Here is a 15,368-nt window from a genome sequence, read left to right as displayed (position 1 = left end):
CGCTTCCCGGTGAACTCCGGTCACCCCAGGGCGCGATCCAGATTGAAAGCCGCACTGATCAGGGCGAGGTGGGTGAACGCCTGAGGGAAGTTGCCCTGTTGCTCGCCCGTGTGGCTGATCTCCTCGGCATAGAGGCCCAGATGGTTGGCGTACGTCAGCATCTTCTCGAAGGCCAGCCGTGCCTCGTCGACCCGGCCGGCGCGGACCATCGCCTCGACGTACCAGAACGAGCAGATCGAGAACGTGCCCTCGTCGCCGTGCAGTCCGTCGGGGCTCGCCGCCGGGTCGTAGCGGTAGACCAGCGAGTCGGACACCAGGTCCTGGGTGAGGGCGTCGAGGGTGGACAGCCACTTGGGGTCCGTCGGCGAGATGAACTTCGTCAGCGGCATCATCAGCACGGCCGCGTCGAGCACGTCGCCGTCCTCGTGCTGGACGAAGGCCTGGCGGGTCTCGGACCAGCCCCGGCGCATGATCCGCCGGTAGATGGTGTCCCGGCACTGCTGCCAGCGCGGCAGATCGGCGGGCAGTCCGCGCCGGTTGGCCATGCGGATGCCCCGTTCGATCGCCACCCAGCACATCAGCCGCGAGTACAGGAAGTTCTTGCGGCCGCCGCGCGTCTCCCAGATGCCCTCGTCGGGCTGGTCCCAGTGCTCGCACACCCAGTCCACCAGCGCGCACACTTCGTCCCACTGGTCGCTGGAGATCGGCTGCGCCCACTTGTCGTAGAGGTAGATGGAGTCGATCAGCGCGCCGTAGATGTCGAGCTGGAGCTGGTCGGCGGCGGCGTTGCCGATCCGCACCGGGGCGGAGCCGAGATGCCCCTGAAGGTGGTCGAGTTCGCGCTCGGGCAGATCGGTGCGGCCGTCGATGCCGTAAAGGACCTGCAGCGGACCGGTGGTAGAGCCGTCGCCCCGGCTGACATACCGGGTCAGGAACTGCATGAACGCCCCGGCCTCACCCGTGAAGCCCAGCCGTAGCAGCGCGTACACACAGAAGGCGGCGTCGCGCACCCACACGTACCGGTAGTCCCAGTTGCGTTCGCCGCCCAGCTGCTCGGGCAGGCTCGTCGTCGGCGCGGCCACGATCGCGCCGGTCGGCGCGTAGGTGAGCAGCTTCAGGGTGAGCGCGGAGCGGTGCACCATCTCCCGCCAGCGGCCCCGGTACTTGGAGGCGGACAGCCAGTGCCGCCAGTACGCCACCGTGCTGTTGAACTGCTCCTCCGCCTCGGTCCGCGCGCACCGGCGCGGGTTCACCTCGCCGCCGATCTGGTCCAGCGCGAACACCGCCGACTCGCCCTCGGAGAGCTTGAAGTCGGCGTGCACGTCCGGCCCGTCGACCTCCAGCGGCATGGTCGCGGTCAGCCCGAGCGACAGCTTCTCGGACTCGAAGACCGCGACGTCGCCCACCTGGTGGACGGTGTGCGGCCGGGTGCCGTAGTCGAAGCGCGGCGCCACCCGCGTACGGAAGGGGATCGACCCGCGGACGCACACCACGCGCCGGATCAGCCGGTGCCGTTCGGTCTCCGCCAGGCCGCCGTCCACCGGCATGAAGTCCTGCACCTCGCCGACGCCGTCCTCGGTGAAGAACCGGGTGATCAGGACGTTCGTGTCCGGGAAGTAGAACTGCTTGGTCCGCGCCGGCACGGCCGCCGCCAGCTCGAAACAGCCGCCCCGCTCCGCGTCCAGGATCGCCGCGAAGACGCTCGGGGCGTCGAAGGCCGGACAGCAGTACCAGTCGATCGTGCCGTCCGTCCCCACCAGGGCCACGCTGCGCAGATCGCCGATCAGCCCGTGCTCGGCGATCGGCACATAGTGCGATGCCGCCCGTACGTCCCCATCGATCGGTGTCGTGCTCATCGCAGCCTCCCTGGGCCCGCCATGCGCCTCGATCCCAGCGTAGGTGGAATCGGCCGGGAGCGGGCCGGCACCGGGGGACCGGGGGCCGGGCGAGGGGGATCAGGGGACCGGACCGCGCCGACGCTCAAGCCGCCGATGCTCAAGCCGGGCCGACGCTCAAGCCGCGCCGACCTCAGACCGCGACGACCCTCAGACCCGCCTCCTCAAAACTCCGTATGGTGTCGGGAGCGGCCGCCGTGTCCGTGACCAGCGTGTTCACCGCGTCGGCCGCACAGATCCGGGCGAACGCCCGCTGGCCCAGCTTGCTGGAGTCCGCGGCCACGATCACGCGCTCGGCCCGCTCGCACAGCAGCCGGTTGATCGCCGCCTCCGCCTCGTCGTGCGCGGCGGCGCCGTGCGTGGCGTCGAAGGCGACGACACCGAGCACCGCCACGTCGATGGTGATCTGGGCCAGCACCGCGTCCGCGAGCGGCCCGATGAGCTCGTACGACTGCGGGCGCGCGACCCCGCCGGTGACCACGATCTTGAACTGGGGGCGCACGGCCAGCTCGTTGGCGATGTTGAGCGCGTTGGTGACGATCGTCAGCGCGGGCGCCCCGGACGCCAGGTCGCTGCGCACGGCCAGGGCCCGCGCCACCTCGGTGGTCGTCGTGCCGCCGGTCAGCCCCACCGCCTCGCCGGGCGCGATGAGGTCGGCCACCGCCTTGGCGATGCGCTGCTTTTCGGATGCGTGCCGGGCCGTCTTGTAGCGCAGCGGCAGTTCGTACGACACCCCGTGCACGACCGCGCCGCCCCGGGTGCGCACGAGCATCTGCTGCTCGGCGAGCTGGTCGAAGTCGCGGCGGATCGTGGCGGACGACACCTCCAGCTCGGCGGCCGCCTCCTCGACGTCCAGCCGGCCCCGCTCGACGAGCAGCTCCAGCAGTGCCTTCCAGCGGGCGTCGCGCGACATCCGCCCTCCATTCCTCGATCTCCCGGCGACCTTAGCGCACGCCTCTCGACCGGAATGCTTGATTCTGCTCGAAAGCTGGGGCTATCTTGCAAGAACAATCATTCATGGGTGGAAATGCGGAGGGCGGCGGCATGACGCATGTCGAGGACGAGCTCAACAGCCAGCCCGAGTGCTGGACACGCGCCTCGGCGGAGGCGGCCGGCCTCGGCGGGGCGCTGCCGGCGCCCAGGGAGCGGGTCGCGGTCGTCGGCTGCGGCACGTCGTACTTCATGGCGCAGGCGTTCGCCGCGCTGCGCGAGGGATCGGGCCAGGGGGAGACGGACGCCTTCGCCGCGTCGGAGTTCCCGCCCGGGCGGGCGTACGACCGAGTCGTCGCCCTCACCCGCTCCGGTACCACGACCGAAGTGCTGGACCTGCTGGGACGGCTGAAGGGACGTACACATACCACGGCGATCACCGCCGACCCGAACACGCCCGTCATGACGGCCGCCGACGAGGTCGTCGTCCTCGACTACGCGGACGAACGGTCCGTCGTGCAGACCCGGTTCGCGACCACCGCCCTCACCCTGCTCCGCGCCCACCTCGGCCTGCACACCGACGCCGTCGTCGCCGACGCCCGCACCGCACTCGTCGGCGAACTGCCCGAAGAGCTCGTGGAGTGCGGGCAGTTCACCTTCCTCGGCCGTGGCTGGACGGTGGGGCTGGCCAACGAGGCCGGGCTGAAGATGCGCGAGGCGTCGCTGTCCTGGACGGAGGCCTACCCGGCCATGGAGTACCGGCACGGCCCGATCAGCATCACCACGAGCTCCACCGCCACCTGGATGTTCGGCGAGGCGCCCGACGGGCTGGCCGAACAGGTCCGCGCCACCGGCGGACTGTGGATCGAGGGCCGCCTCGACCCCCTCGCCGAACTGGTCCGCGCCCAGCGGCTCGCGGTCGCCGTCGCCGCGGCCCGCGGCCTCGATCCGGACCAGCCGCGCCACCTCACCCGCTCGGTGATCCTCGCCCCCTGACGCACCGAGAAAGGAGAGCCGTGCCCCTCGTGACCACCGGCGAGCTCATCACCCGCGCCGCCGCAGCCCGCTCCGCCGTCGCCGCCTTCAACGTCATCACCCTGGAGCATGTCGAGGCCGTCATCGCCGGTGCGGAGTCGGTGAGTTCGTCCGTCGTGCTCCAAGTCAGCGAGAACGCCGTCAAGTTCCGCTACGGACGCCTGCTCCCGCTCGCCCGCGCGGCCGTCGCCGCCGCCGAACGGGCCGCCGTCCCCGTCGCGTTGCACCTCGACCACGTCCAGAGCGACGACCTGCTGCGCCAGGCGCCGGGCGCCGGGTTCAGCTCCGTGATGTACGACGCGGCCCGACTGCCGTACGCGGACAACCTCGCCGCCACGAAGGCCGCCGTCGACTGGGCGCACGCCCAAGGCCTCTGGATCGAGGCCGAGCTGGGCCGACTGGGCGGCAAGAACGGCGAGGCTCCGCTCGACGCCCACGCCCCCGGTGCCCGCACCGACCCCGCCGAGGCCCACGCCTTCGTCACCGGCTCCGGCGTCGACGCGCTCGCGGTCGCCATCGGCAGCTCGCACGCCATGACCACCCGCACCGCCACCCTCGACCACGAGCTCCTCAAGCGCCTGTCCGCCACCCTGGACGTCCCCCTCGTCCTGCACGGTTCCTCCGGCGTCCCCGACGGCGAACTGACCGCGGCGGTCGCGGGCGGCATCGCCAAGGTCAACATCGGCACGGCCCTCAACATCGCCATGACGGGAGCGATCCGCGACTTCCTCGCCGCCCACCCCGAGGCGGTCGACTCACGCAAGTACCTGAGTGTGGGGCGCGAGGCGATGGTACGGGCGGTGGCCGACATCATCGGGGTGCTGAGGGCTCCCTGACGCGGCCGTACACCCTGACGCCTACCGCTTGACGGCCCTCAGCACCACGAACTTCGGGTCACCGGCGACGAGTTGACTGTTGCCGAACAGCCGCCGCAGCTTCACGTGGTAGCCGAGGTGCCGGTTGCCGATCACCCACAGCTCGCCGCCCGGCCTGAGCGCGCGCCGCGCCCCCGTGAACATCCGCCAGGCCGTCGCGTCGGTCGTCGCCTGGTGGGAGTGGAACGGCGGATTGTTGAGCACGAGGTCGACGCTCCCGGCCGGCACGCCCGCCAGCCCGTCCCCGACCCGGAACTCGGCGTGGCCCTGCACCCCGTTCGCCTTGTACGTCGCCTCCGCCGAGGCCACGGCCTGGAACGACTCGTCCACGAACAGCACCTCGGCCTCCGGGTTCGCCAGCGCCACCGCCGTACCGACGACGCCGTTGCCGCACCCGAGGTCCACCACCCGCTGGGCGCCCTTGCCGTCCGGAAGGTGCCCCAGGAAGAACCGCGTACCGATGTCGAGCCGGTCGGCGCAGAAGACGCCCGCGTGATTGACGACCGTGCGCCCCGAGACCGTGCCGATGCCGGCGGGGAGCGTGTAGGTGTACGGCCACGGGTTGGCGGGCCGGGTCGGCGACGGCTGCGGCGTGCAGAAGATCAGCCGCGCCTTCTTCTCGGCGAGCGAGGTGCGGGTCGGGCCGAGGATCCGCTCGAACAGCTGGAGCGTCGAGGTGTGGATCTCCTTCACCATCCCGGCGCCGACCACCACCGTGCCCTCGTGCACCGCGGGCGCCAGCCGCAGCAGCTGGTCCTCCAGCAGCGCCAGGCTCTTCGGCACCCGCACGAGCAGGACGTCGACGCGCTCCGGCGGCGGATCCTGCGTGGTGAGCAGGCGGACGGAGCCGGGCTCGACGCCGCCGCGGTCGAGGTTGGCCCGGGTCGCCTCCTGGGTCAGGTGGGAGTCCGTGATCTGCACGGGCTGGTGCGCAGCGAGCGCCGTGACCAGGGCACCCCAGCGATCACCGACCACCACGACCGTGCCGGACAGCGGGATCTCCTGCTCCGCCAGATGCCTGAGGAGGTACTCGTCGGAGGCGTCCCAGGCACGCAGCCTGTCACGCGGGTCCTCGGGGAAACGGGTCAGCGCGAGCTCGCCCCAGGGCGTCGTCATACGGTCGTTCATCGTGCGTCAAGGCTAGCCGAGCCGCAGCTCACGGCCGGTGGGGGAGTATGGGAGGCATGGACGCCGAGCTGTTCCCCCGGGAACGTACGGAGGTCGCGCCGTCAGCGGTGCATGTGCCCGACTGGCTGGATCCGGACCGCCAGCGCGAGCTGCTGGAGGCCTGCCGCGAGTGGGCACGCCCACCGGCCGGCCTGCGTACGGTCCACACCCCCGGCGGCGGCACCATGACCGCCCGGCAGGTCTGCCTGGGCTGGCACTGGTACCCGTACGCCTACGCCCGCACGATCGTCGACGGCGACGGCGCCCCGGTGAAACCGTTCCCCGAGTGGCTGGGCGAGCTGGGCCGGCGCGCGGTGCGGGACACGCTCGGGGAAGCGGACGGGGACGCACAGGGCGGACCAGGGCCGGCGTACGACATCGCCCTGATCAACTTCTACGACGCCGATGCCCGCATGGGCATGCACCGCGACAGCGACGAGAAGTCGGACGCCCCGGTGGTGTCCCTGAGCCTCGGCGACACCTGCGTCTTCCGCTTCGGCAACACCGAGACCCGGACCCGGCCCTACATGGACGTCGAGCTGCGCAGCGGCGATCTGTTCGTGTTCGGCGGCCCGTCGCGGCTCGCCCACCACGGCGTGCCGAGGGTGCAGCCGGGCACCGGACCGCCGGAGTTGGGGCTGACCGGGCGGTTGAACATCACGCTCAGAGTGAGCGGGCTGTAGGCCGCCGCATCTGCGGATCATGGGAGACTCGCCCTCATGAGCGGCAAGGCGGACCCCCGGTCGGCGGGGGAAGGAACCACGTCAAGGACGCGGTTGGACCGGGGGCGCGGTGCGCTCGGACCCGCGTTGGAGCTCGTGCACACCGGACGCGCCCCCACGCGTGCCGTCCTCACCGCCGAGCTCGGGGTGACCCGGGCCACGGCCGGCGCGGTCGCCGCCGAACTGGAGGCGCTCGGCCTGATCCGGGTCGACGCCCGGCCAGGCGCGGCAGCCGGTTCGCAGGGGCGGCCCTCGCACCGGCTGGCGGTCGCCGAGGACGGCCCGGTCGTCCTCGCCGCACAGGTGCACGCCGACGGCTTCCGGGCGGCGCTGGTCGGCCTCGGCGGCCGTATCGTCGCCACCGCGCCCGGCTGCGAGACGGTGGACGCCGATCCCGCCAAGGTCCTCGGCTCGGTCGTCGAAGCGGGCGCCGACCTGCTGCGCACGACCGGACGGCGCTGCGTCGGCGCCGGACTCGCCGTACCGTCCGCCGTGGCGGAACCGGACGGCCTGGCGCTCAACCCGCTGCACCTGGCCTGGCCCGTGGGTGCGCCCGTCCGCCGTATCTTCGCGGAGCGCGTGCGCGAGGCCGGGATCACCGGACCGGCCTTCGCCGGCAACGACGTCAACCTCGCCGCCCTCGCCGAGCACCGGCACGGCGCGGGTCGCGGCGCCCGGCATCTGCTGTGCGTGGCCACCGGGCACCGGGGCGTGGGCGGTGCGCTCGTGCTGGACGGCCGTCTGCACACCGGCAGTTCGGGCCTGGCCCTGGAGGTCGGCCACCTCACCGTGAACCCCGAGGGCAGACCCTGCCACTGCGGCAGCCGCGGCTGCCTCGACGTCGAGGCCGACCCGCTGGCCCTCCTCACGGCGGCCGGCCGCGAGCCGGGCCCCGAGGTCAATCTGCTTCAGCAGGCCAAGGACCTGATCCGCACCCGGTACGACAACCCCGCGGTCCGCACGGCCACCGAGGCCCTCATCGACCGCCTCGGCCTGGGCCTGGCCGGCCTGGTCAACATCCTCAACCCGGACCGCATCATCCTCGGCGGCCTCCACCGCACCCTCCTGGACGCCGACCCCGAGCGCCTGCGCGCGGTCGTCGCCGACCGCAGCCTGTGGGGCCAGAGCGGGGGCGTCCCGATCCTCGCGTGCACCCTGGACCACAACAGCCTCGTCGGTGCTGCCGAGCTGGCCTGGCAGCCGGTGCTGGACGATCCGTTGGCGGCGCTCGCCTAGGGCCTGTCGGACAATTCCCGTCTGCCCCGCGGCGGCAGACCGAGCTCGAGGCGTACCCGAGGCGTGTCCCCGTACCCCCGTCACTCGCCGACCAGCCCGCCCCTGACTCGGCCCGCCCCACTCGCGGCGGACCTGGGTACCCTTCGTGACATGCGGATCTCCGTCTCCTCGGACATGGACGAACCCGTGGCCCGTCTCCTCGTCACCGAGCTGCGCGGCCGCGGTCACGACGTCGTCACCCACGGGGCGCTCAGCCCCGGCGACGACCCCCAGTGGGCCGCCTGCTCCGAGGCGGCCGCCCGCGAGGTCGCCGCTGGGACGGCCGACCAGGCGGTCGTGTGCTGCTGGACCGGCACGGGCGCGTCGATCGCCGCGAACAAGGTGCCGGGCGTACGGGCCGCCCTGTGCACGGACGCGTACACGGCGGACGGCGCTCGCCGCTGGAACGACGCCAATGTGCTCGCGCTCAGCCTGCGTCTGACGTCCGAGCCCTTGCTCAAGGAGATCCTCGACGCCTGGTTCGCGGCCGAGGCCAGCGCGGACGCCGAGGACCGGGAGAACGTGGCCCACGTCGGCCGCCTGGACCTCAGGGAGCCGTAAGGCTCCACAAGGCTGCCACCAGCGGTCGCCGCAGATCGGCCCGCCGGACGCACAGCCCGATCGGGAACGGCTCCGGCGGCGGATCGCCGGGGACGACAGAGAGCCGGTCGCGCACCGCACTGTGCTCCAGCACCAGACGCGGCACCACACCCGTGCCGCACCCCAGGGCGACCAGCGTCAACAGCCCTTCGTGGCCTTCGGGTTCGCAGGCCACCTCGCGTGTCGTGCCGCGGGCGCGGAACCAGCGGTCGGCGGCCTCGCGGACCAGCCCTCGGTGGGGAAGGACGAAGGGGCCCTCGATGCCGGGGCCGGGACGGTCCCGTGCGGACACCATGACCAGCTCCGGCACCGCGCCGTCCGGCTCACCAGCGACTCCGGCAGCCGCGCCGGGATCCCCACGACGGCCACGTCCACCTTGCCCTCGTCCAGCCGGGCCAGTGCCGCGGCCGCGTCACCGGTGCACGGATCGAGCCGCACCTGGGGGTGGGCGGTGCGGAACGGCGCCAGCAGGTCGGGCAGCAGCGCCTGACTGGCGGTGACCGTGGCGAACACGGCGTCGGCGGGAGGGCCTCGACCGCGGCGGCCGGTCTGTCTTCGACCGGGCGTACACGGCGACGTACGGGCCCGCCCGCGAGATCGTCGCCGAGATCTACGACGAGGTCGCCGACGGTACCGAGCTGCGCAGTGTGCTCCTGACCGAACGGCGGCTCGGCGCCTGCCCGATGAGCAGGATCGGCGGCTCACCGATGTGGGCCGTCGGCGACCGGGTGCACGCCCGGCGGGCCGAACGCGAGCTGCCGGTCGACCCGTTCACCGCCGGGGTGTTCGTGGCCACGATGACGGCCCAGATCGACGAGTTCGCCGAGCGCGGCCCCACTGGTCGGAGATCGTCAACGAGTCGGTCATCGAGGCCGTCGACCCGCTGCTGCCCTATGTGCACGCCCGGGATGTGGCCCACATGGTCGACAACTGCTCCTGCACGGCCCGCCGCGGCGCCCGGCGCTGGGGCCCGCGCTTCCCGGCCGCGTACGAGCAGATCGCCTACCCGGCCGCCGAACACCCGGCCGACGCGGCTCCGTTGACGGCCTTCGACACCCACCCGGTGCACGAGGCCCTGGCCGCGGCCGCGAAGCTCCGGCCGACCGTGGACACCGCCGTGGCCTAGGAGGACGGCCTGGTGAGGGCGGGCGCATCGACGGGGGCGGGGGCATCGGCGTACTGCGCCACTCCCTCCCCGAACGACCAGTTGATCGGCTCGTTCTCGATGAGGTTGACGAAGACGTTCCGCGGCTCGGTCCCCGCGTAGGCGTGGGCGAGCTCGGCGATCCGCCGGTACAGCGCCTGCTTCTGCGCGGGGGTCCGCCCGGAACGCAGGGTGATCGTGACGTACACGAGGCCGTCGTCCCGGTGGATGCCGAGGTAGTCGCTGTCATAGCGCAGAGTGCTTCGGGTGCCGTCGTGCCCGACCAGCACCTGGAACCGGTCGTCGGGCGGGATCCCGATCGCCTCCACCAGGGCGTCGTGCACGGCACGGCCGAGGGCGTCGAGGCGCTCAGGGTCGGCTCCCAGGGCGTCGATGCGGACGAAGGGCATGTGTGGGTCTCCTTGCTGCGAACGTCACGAACGGCGAGGTCTGGGGACCAGCTCGCCACCGCAGTTGGGACAGATGTCCCGCATGGCCTCGCTGCACGGCACACAGAAGGTGCATTCGTACGAGCAGATACGGGCAGGTGCGTCGAGCGGCAGGGCCGCCGTCTCGCAGCGCTCGCAGCGATCGCGCATCTCCAGTGCCATGTCTTCGCCTTTCCTTCAGCCCGGCAATTCCTTCAGCCCGGCAATCGGTCCCGCCCCGGCGCGGACAGGTGCAGCACCTCGTACACGTCGCCGTCGGCCTTGGGTGTGTCGTTCTCCCAGAGGGAGAAGTGGATCAGCTCCCAACGACTGGTGTCCACGGCAGCCGCCGAAAGTACCGCGCCGTCCTCGTCGGCCAGCCGCTCGGTCTCCCGCGCCGCGTCCGCCCCGACCTCGGTCAACAGCTCCCCGTCCGGCACCTGTTGGCGCCGCAGCAACGCGACCCGCGCGGGGAAGCCGGCGGCCCTGCCCTCCTCGTACGCCAGCCCGGACCACTGCCGGACCGGCGGGCGGCCGAAGTCGTCGACGACGCCCTGGAAAGGGCCGCCCCAGAGGAAGGCGTTCATGCCCGCGCCCGTGTTCCACAGATAGAACGGCGCGTATTGGTTGACCGGCGATCCGTGCACACCGCGCTCACGCATCAGATAGGCCTTGAGGCCCAGGCCCGGCCAGTCGTCGAGCAGGTGCCCCTTGCCGGCCACGCGGCGGCGGATGATCCCCATGTCGTAGTCGGCGGGCAGGGTGAGCTCGTACTGCATCGCGTGCATCGGGCGCCTTCCTAGTGGTCCTGGTGCGGTGCGAGAAGGGAGAGCAGCCCCCGGACACCCACGTCGAAGGCGGCGGGCGAACCGGACGCGCGGGCGAGGACGTAGCCGCCCTGGACGGTCGCGACGATCGTCGCCGCGATCGACTCCCCGTCGAGCCCGGGCGCGAACTGGCCCTGCTCCTTGCCCTCCTCGACGATCCCGGCGAGCCGTTCACGCAGCCAGTCGAGCGTCTCGTCGACGGGCGCCCGCAGTTCGTCGCTGGCGATCACGTCCGGGTCCATCGTCAGCCGCCCGACCGGACAGCCGCGCAGCACATCGCGCTCGCGCCGCAGATACGCCTCGATGCGCTCGTACGGCGTTCCCGGACCGTCGAGTACTCCCGCGGCGGTAGCCCGCATCTCCTCGGCGGTACGCCGGATCGCGGCCAGGGCGAGATCCGGCTTCCCCTTGAAGTGGTGGTACATGCTGCCCTGCCCGGCGCCCGCGCGCTCCAGGATGGCCTTGGGGCTGGTGCCCACATAGCCGCGCTCCCACAGCAGTTCCCGGGTGGACTCGATCAGTCGGTCCGAGGTGTCCGAGGTGCTCATGCCCTCACTGTACATACTAGTAGTTACAGAAGTCGAGTCCTCGTCGAGTCCTCGTCGAGTCCTCGTCGAGTCCTCGTCGAGTCCTGGTCGAGCCCTTCCGAAGCAGCCGAGCCGGCCCCGCGTACTCCCCGCGAGGTACGCGCACTGCCGCTGGCCGTACGACGACCCGGACCCCTCTGCGGCGCGAGTCTCAAGACATCACCGAAAAGGACCCATTCCCAACCGACTCGGGAGATGACTCGAGATGCAGACCCTGGCTCACTTCGCAGACGGCGGCCCCGGCCCGTGGATCCTGCTCTTCCCGCTGATCTGGGCGGCCGTCGTGATCGGCGGCATCACGCTGCTGCGCCGCACGGTGTGGCGCGGACGCCGCGGCCCGTGGCGGCCCGCCGCCGACGACAACTCGCCCCTCACGGTGCTCGGTCACCGCTTCGCCTCCGGCGAGATCGACGAGGACGAGTACTGGCGCCGGCTGTCCGTCCTGGACGAGCAGTTCGGCCGTGCCGGCAAGGGCGGTGCGGCATGACCGCCACGACCACCACGACGAGCACGCCGACGGCCGCCCGTGTCGTCGACGCCGTGAAGGTGTACGGCACCGGCGACACCAGCGTGAGGGCCCTGGACGGGGTGAGCGTCGACTTCCCGGTCGGCCGCTTCACCGCGATCATGGGGCCCTCGGGCTCCGGCAAGTCCACCCTGATGCACTGCGCGGCCGGCCTCGACACGCTCACCTCGGGCACCGCCCACATCGGCGACACCGAGCTGAGCAGCCTCGACGACCGCCGCCTCACCCTGCTGCGCCGCGACCGCGTCGGCTTCGTCTTCCAGGCGTTCAACCTGGTGCCGACGCTGACCGTCGCGGAGAACATCAGGCTGCCGTTGGACCTGGCGGGCGGCAAGGGCGACCGCGGCGGCAAGGGCGACCCGGAGTGGATCGACGCGCTGATCGACGTCGTCGGCCTGCGCGACCGGCTCCACCACCGGCCCTCCGAGCTCTCCGGCGGCCAGCAGCAACGCGTCGCCGTGGCCCGGGCGTTCGCCGGCCGACCGGACGTCGTCTTCGCCGACGAGCCGACCGGCAACCTCGACTCCCGCTCCGGCGAGGAGGTCCTCGGCCTGCTGGGCCGCGCGGTGCGCCAGACGGCCCGCACGGTCGTCATGGTCACCCACGACCCGGTGGCCGCCGCCCACGCCGACGAGGTCCTCTTCCTCGCCGACGGACGCCTGGTCGACCGTATGGAATCCCCGACCGCGGACAAGGTCCTGGACCGCATGAAAGCCTTCGAGGTGCCGTCATGAACGCCTCCGTCCGCCTCAGCTTGTCCTCCCTGCGCGCCCACAAGCGCCGCTTCGCCGGTACGTTCCTCGCGGTGTTCCTCGGCGTGGCCTTCCTCGCCGGAACCCTCGTCATGGGCGACACCCTGCGCGCCGGCTTCGACACCATGTTCGGCAACGCCACCAGCGGCACGGACGCCGTCGTCCGCAGCGCCGACGCCATCACCACGCCCGGCGAGAGCGAAGGCGTGCGCGAACCCGTCGACACCGACCTGGTGAGCACGATCGAGCAGGTCCCCGGCGTCGCGGCCGCCGCGCCCAACATCCAGGGCGCCGGCCAGCTCGTCGGCAGGAACGGCGACCCGATCGGCGGCCAGGGCCCGCCCACCCTCGCCGGCAACTGGATCGCCGACCCCGAGCTCAACGCGTACCAGCTCGCCGAGGGCCGCACCCCGCAGAAGTCCGGCGAGGTCGTCATCGACCGCGGCACCGCCGAGCGCGGCGACCTGAACATCGGCGACACGACGACCCTGCGCACGCCCGACCCGATCAAGGTGACCGTCGTCGGCCTCGCGACCTTCGGCGGCGAGGACGGCATGGCCCAGGTGACCTTCACCGGCATGACCCAGGCCGACGCCGAGAAGTACCTCACGGCCGGGCCGGGCGAGGCGGCGAGCATCCAGGTGCGGGCGGGGCCCGGCGTCAGCCAGCAGGAGCTGGTCGACGAGCTGACTCCCGTACTGCCCAACGGCGTTGAGGCCATCACGGGTCAGGAGTCGGCCCAGGAGAACACCGACATGATCTCCAGCCAGTTCCTGACCGTCTTCACCACCTTCCTCCTGGTCTTCTCCGGCGTGGCCCTGCTGGTGGCGACCTTCTCCATCCACAACACCTTCGCGATCGTCGTGGCCCAACGTACCCGCGAGAACGCCCTGTTGCGCGCGCTCGGCGCCTCACGCCGCCAGGTCACCGCGTCGACCCTCGTCGAGGCGACCGCCGTGGCCGTCACCGCGTCGGTGGCCGGGCTCGCGGGCGGCATCGGCATCGCGGCCGGCCTGCAGGCGCTGTTCCCGGCGATCGGATTCCCCTTCCCCGAGGGCGACTTGGTCATCAGCGCACTCTCCATGGCCCTGCCGCTCGCGGTCGGCATCGTGGTCTGCCTCGGCTCCGCACTGCTGCCCGCCGCACGCGCCGGCCGCACCGCACCGCTGGCCGCCCTGCGCGAGACGGCCGTCGACACCTCCGGCGCCTCCCGCCGCCGCGCCGTCACCGGCCTGGGCCTGCTGGCCCTCGCGGTCGGCGTGACGCTCAGCGGCGTCCTGGTGACGCCGTCCCTCTGGCTGGCGGGCACCGGCTCCGTCCTGGCCCTGGCCGCTTTCGTGGTCCTCGGCCCGGTCGCCTCCACGACGGCCGTACGGATCCTCGGCGGCCCCCTCGACCGCCTGCGCGGCGTCACCGGCGGCCTCGCCCGCCGTAACGCCCTGCGCAGCCCGAAGCGGACGGCCGCCACCGCGAGCGCCCTGATGATCGGCGTGGCCGTCGTCTCCCTCTTCACGGTGTTCGGCGCCTCCCTGAAGGCGACCATGGACCAGACGGTGTCCAGGTCCTTCGCGGGCGACGTGGCCGTCAGCACCCCGTCGTTCGGCGCGGGCGGCAGCGGCCTGAGCCCGCGCCTCGCCGACGCGGTCCAGCGGCTGCCCGAGGTGGACACGGCCGTCGGCCTCGGCCGCGGAGTCGCCGAAGTGGACGGCAAGGGACGCGCGCTGACGGTCACGGACCCGGTCGCTCTGGAGCGCACTTTCGACCTCGGCAACGTCCAGGGCTCCCTGCGCGACCTCGGCGCGAACGGCATAGCCATCACCGAGAAGGAGGCCGACAAGCAGAACCTGACCACCGGCGACACCACACAGCTCACCTTCACCGACGGCCAGAAGCAGACCTTCACGGTCCGCGCGGTCTACGGCCAGTCCGAACTCGCCGGCGACTACGTCATCACCCGCGACGCCTGGGCCCCGCACCGCACCCAGGACGCCGACACCCTGCTCGCCGTCTCCTTCAAGGACGGCGTCAGCGCGGACGCCGGCAAGGCCGCGGTGGAAAAGGTCGCAGTCCAGTACGGCAACCCCGAGGTGCAGACCCGTGACGAGTACGCGCAGTCCTCGGCCGGCGGCATCGACATGATGCTCACGCTCGTCTACGCACTGCTCGCCCTCGCGGTGCTCATCGCACTCCTCGGCATCGCCAACACCCTCACCCTGGCGATCCACGAGCGCACCCGCGAACTCGGCCTGCTGAGGGCCGTCGGCCAGACCCGCTCCCAACTGCGCGCGATGGTCCGCTGGGAGTCGGTCCTGGTGGCCGCCTTCGGCACGGTCGGCGGCCTCGCCCTCGGCGCCTTCCTCGGCTGGGTCCTGGTCAGGGCCTCCGACGGCGCGAGCGACAGCACCTTCGCCTTCGCGATGCCGCCCCTGCAACTCGCGGTGGTGGCTCTGGTCGGCCTCACCGCCGGAGCCCTGGCGGGCCTACGCCCGGCGCGCAGGGCGGCACGCCTGGACGTATTGCGCGCGATCGCCACCGAGTGACGCTCACGGGGCAGACGTCGTGCCCCTGAAGCAGCGGTCGGCCGACGGTCAACAAGGCCAACGGC

The 15,368-nt window shown here is 72.2% G+C and carries 18 protein-coding genes and 1 pseudogene; 9 read left to right on the top strand and 10 right to left on the bottom strand.

Annotated elements, in window-relative coordinates; genetic code table 11:
* Positions 1-20: 20 nt before the first annotated feature.
* On the bottom strand, positions 21-1,856 hold the full coding sequence (locus PBV52_RS03355; protein WP_274236747.1) for a glycoside hydrolase family 15 protein: 1,836 nt from the start codon (positions 1,854-1,856) through the stop codon (positions 21-23).
* 172 nt (positions 1,857-2,028) lie between these two features.
* A complete protein-coding gene (locus PBV52_RS03350; RefSeq protein WP_274236746.1) occupies positions 2,029-2,808 on the bottom strand; it encodes a DeoR/GlpR family DNA-binding transcription regulator in 780 nt (259 codons plus the stop codon).
* Positions 2,809-2,939: 131 nt separating this feature from the next.
* Between PBV52_RS03350 and PBV52_RS03345 the strand changes: the two genes are divergently transcribed.
* Both PBV52_RS03345 and PBV52_RS03340 read left to right on the top strand, forming a co-directional pair.
* On the top strand, positions 2,940-3,821 hold the full coding sequence (locus PBV52_RS03345) for an SIS domain-containing protein (protein WP_274236745.1): 882 nt from the start codon (positions 2,940-2,942) through the stop codon (positions 3,819-3,821).
* A 20-nt stretch (positions 3,822-3,841) separates the two neighbouring features.
* The gene (locus PBV52_RS03340) at positions 3,842-4,696 is read left to right on the top strand and encodes a ketose-bisphosphate aldolase (RefSeq protein ID WP_274236744.1); all 855 of its coding nucleotides are present in this window, start codon (positions 3,842-3,844) and stop codon (positions 4,694-4,696) included.
* 21 nt (positions 4,697-4,717) lie between these two features.
* On the opposite strand, the gene PBV52_RS03335 is transcribed toward PBV52_RS03340, so the two are convergent.
* A complete protein-coding gene (locus tag PBV52_RS03335) occupies positions 4,718-5,851 on the bottom strand; it encodes a methyltransferase (protein ID WP_274249248.1) in 1,134 nt (377 codons plus the stop codon).
* A gap of 68 nt (positions 5,852-5,919) precedes the next feature.
* Here PBV52_RS03335 and PBV52_RS03330 point away from each other — a divergent pair, with 68 nt between their 5' ends.
* The 3 genes from PBV52_RS03330 to PBV52_RS03320 all read left to right on the top strand — a co-directional run bounded on the left by PBV52_RS03330 (position 5,920) and on the right by PBV52_RS03320 (position 8,460).
* On the top strand, positions 5,920-6,585 hold the full coding sequence (locus PBV52_RS03330) for an alpha-ketoglutarate-dependent dioxygenase AlkB (RefSeq protein WP_274236743.1): 666 nt from the start codon (positions 5,920-5,922) through the stop codon (positions 6,583-6,585).
* A gap of 36 nt (positions 6,586-6,621) precedes the next feature.
* The gene (locus PBV52_RS03325; protein ID WP_274236742.1) at positions 6,622-7,860 is read left to right on the top strand and encodes an ROK family protein; all 1,239 of its coding nucleotides are present in this window, start codon (positions 6,622-6,624) and stop codon (positions 7,858-7,860) included.
* Positions 7,861-8,010: 150 nt separating this feature from the next.
* A complete protein-coding gene (locus PBV52_RS03320) occupies positions 8,011-8,460 on the top strand; it encodes an RpiB/LacA/LacB family sugar-phosphate isomerase (RefSeq protein WP_274236741.1) in 450 nt (149 codons plus the stop codon).
* Here PBV52_RS03320 and PBV52_RS51600 read toward each other — a convergent pair.
* From PBV52_RS51600 to PBV52_RS03310, 3 genes and pseudogenes are all read right to left on the bottom strand, one after another.
* Positions 8,447-8,794, bottom strand: coding sequence for a LysR substrate-binding domain-containing protein (locus PBV52_RS51600; protein WP_373921819.1), 348 nt, complete (start codon positions 8,792-8,794; stop codon positions 8,447-8,449). The genes PBV52_RS03320 and PBV52_RS51600 overlap by 14 nt on opposite strands.
* 83 nt (positions 8,795-8,877) lie before the next feature.
* A pseudogene (locus PBV52_RS51595) lies at positions 8,878-9,012 on the bottom strand (LysR substrate-binding domain-containing protein); the annotation flags it as partial.
* 97 nt (positions 9,013-9,109) lie between these two features.
* A complete protein-coding gene (locus tag PBV52_RS03310) occupies positions 9,110-9,418 on the bottom strand; it encodes a hypothetical protein (protein ID WP_274250011.1) in 309 nt (102 codons plus the stop codon).
* Between PBV52_RS03310 and PBV52_RS03305 the strand changes: the two genes are divergently transcribed.
* The gene (locus tag PBV52_RS03305) at positions 9,419-9,625 is read left to right on the top strand and encodes a hypothetical protein (RefSeq protein WP_274236740.1); all 207 of its coding nucleotides are present in this window, start codon (positions 9,419-9,421) and stop codon (positions 9,623-9,625) included.
* Here PBV52_RS03305 and PBV52_RS03300 read toward each other — a convergent pair.
* The 4 genes from PBV52_RS03300 to PBV52_RS03285 are packed head-to-tail and all read right to left on the bottom strand — an operon-like array spanning position 9,622 to position 11,461.
* The gene (locus PBV52_RS03300; protein ID WP_274236737.1) at positions 9,622-10,053 is read right to left on the bottom strand and encodes a tautomerase family protein; all 432 of its coding nucleotides are present in this window, start codon (positions 10,051-10,053) and stop codon (positions 9,622-9,624) included. The genes PBV52_RS03305 and PBV52_RS03300 overlap by 4 nt on opposite strands.
* A 24-nt stretch (positions 10,054-10,077) precedes the next feature.
* Positions 10,078-10,254: a DUF1272 domain-containing protein gene (locus PBV52_RS03295; RefSeq protein ID WP_274236736.1), complete on the bottom strand. Its 177-nt coding sequence runs from the start codon at positions 10,252-10,254 to the stop codon at positions 10,078-10,080.
* 32 nt (positions 10,255-10,286) lie between these two features.
* Complete coding sequence (locus tag PBV52_RS03290) at positions 10,287-10,859, bottom strand: DUF4865 family protein (protein ID WP_274236735.1); 573 nt, start codon at positions 10,857-10,859, stop codon at positions 10,287-10,289.
* An 11-nt stretch (positions 10,860-10,870) separates the two neighbouring features.
* On the bottom strand, positions 10,871-11,461 hold the full coding sequence (locus tag PBV52_RS03285; RefSeq protein WP_274236734.1) for a TetR/AcrR family transcriptional regulator: 591 nt from the start codon (positions 11,459-11,461) through the stop codon (positions 10,871-10,873).
* A gap of 229 nt (positions 11,462-11,690) precedes the next feature.
* On the opposite strand from PBV52_RS03285, the gene PBV52_RS03280 reads away from it, so the two are divergent.
* From PBV52_RS03280 to PBV52_RS03270, 3 genes are read left to right on the top strand one after another with little or no spacing between them, the layout of a single operon-like run.
* On the top strand, positions 11,691-11,972 hold the full coding sequence (locus tag PBV52_RS03280) for an SHOCT domain-containing protein (RefSeq protein ID WP_274236733.1): 282 nt from the start codon (positions 11,691-11,693) through the stop codon (positions 11,970-11,972).
* On the top strand, positions 11,969-12,745 hold the full coding sequence (locus PBV52_RS03275) for an ABC transporter ATP-binding protein (protein ID WP_274236732.1): 777 nt from the start codon (positions 11,969-11,971) through the stop codon (positions 12,743-12,745). Before PBV52_RS03280 ends, PBV52_RS03275 begins: the two co-directional genes overlap by 4 nt.
* Entirely contained in the window at positions 12,742-15,303 is a 2,562-nt protein-coding gene (locus tag PBV52_RS03270) for an ABC transporter permease (protein ID WP_274236731.1), read from the top strand. The genes PBV52_RS03275 and PBV52_RS03270 overlap by 4 nt, the downstream gene beginning before the upstream one ends.
* Positions 15,304-15,368 lie beyond the last annotated feature (65 nt).

This window comes from Streptomyces sp. T12 (assembly GCF_028736035.1).
Lineage (GTDB): Bacteria > Actinomycetota > Actinomycetes > Streptomycetales > Streptomycetaceae > Streptomyces.
The sequence above is the reverse complement of the archived record's forward strand: the minus strand, read 5'-3'. Positions and strand labels throughout refer to the sequence as shown.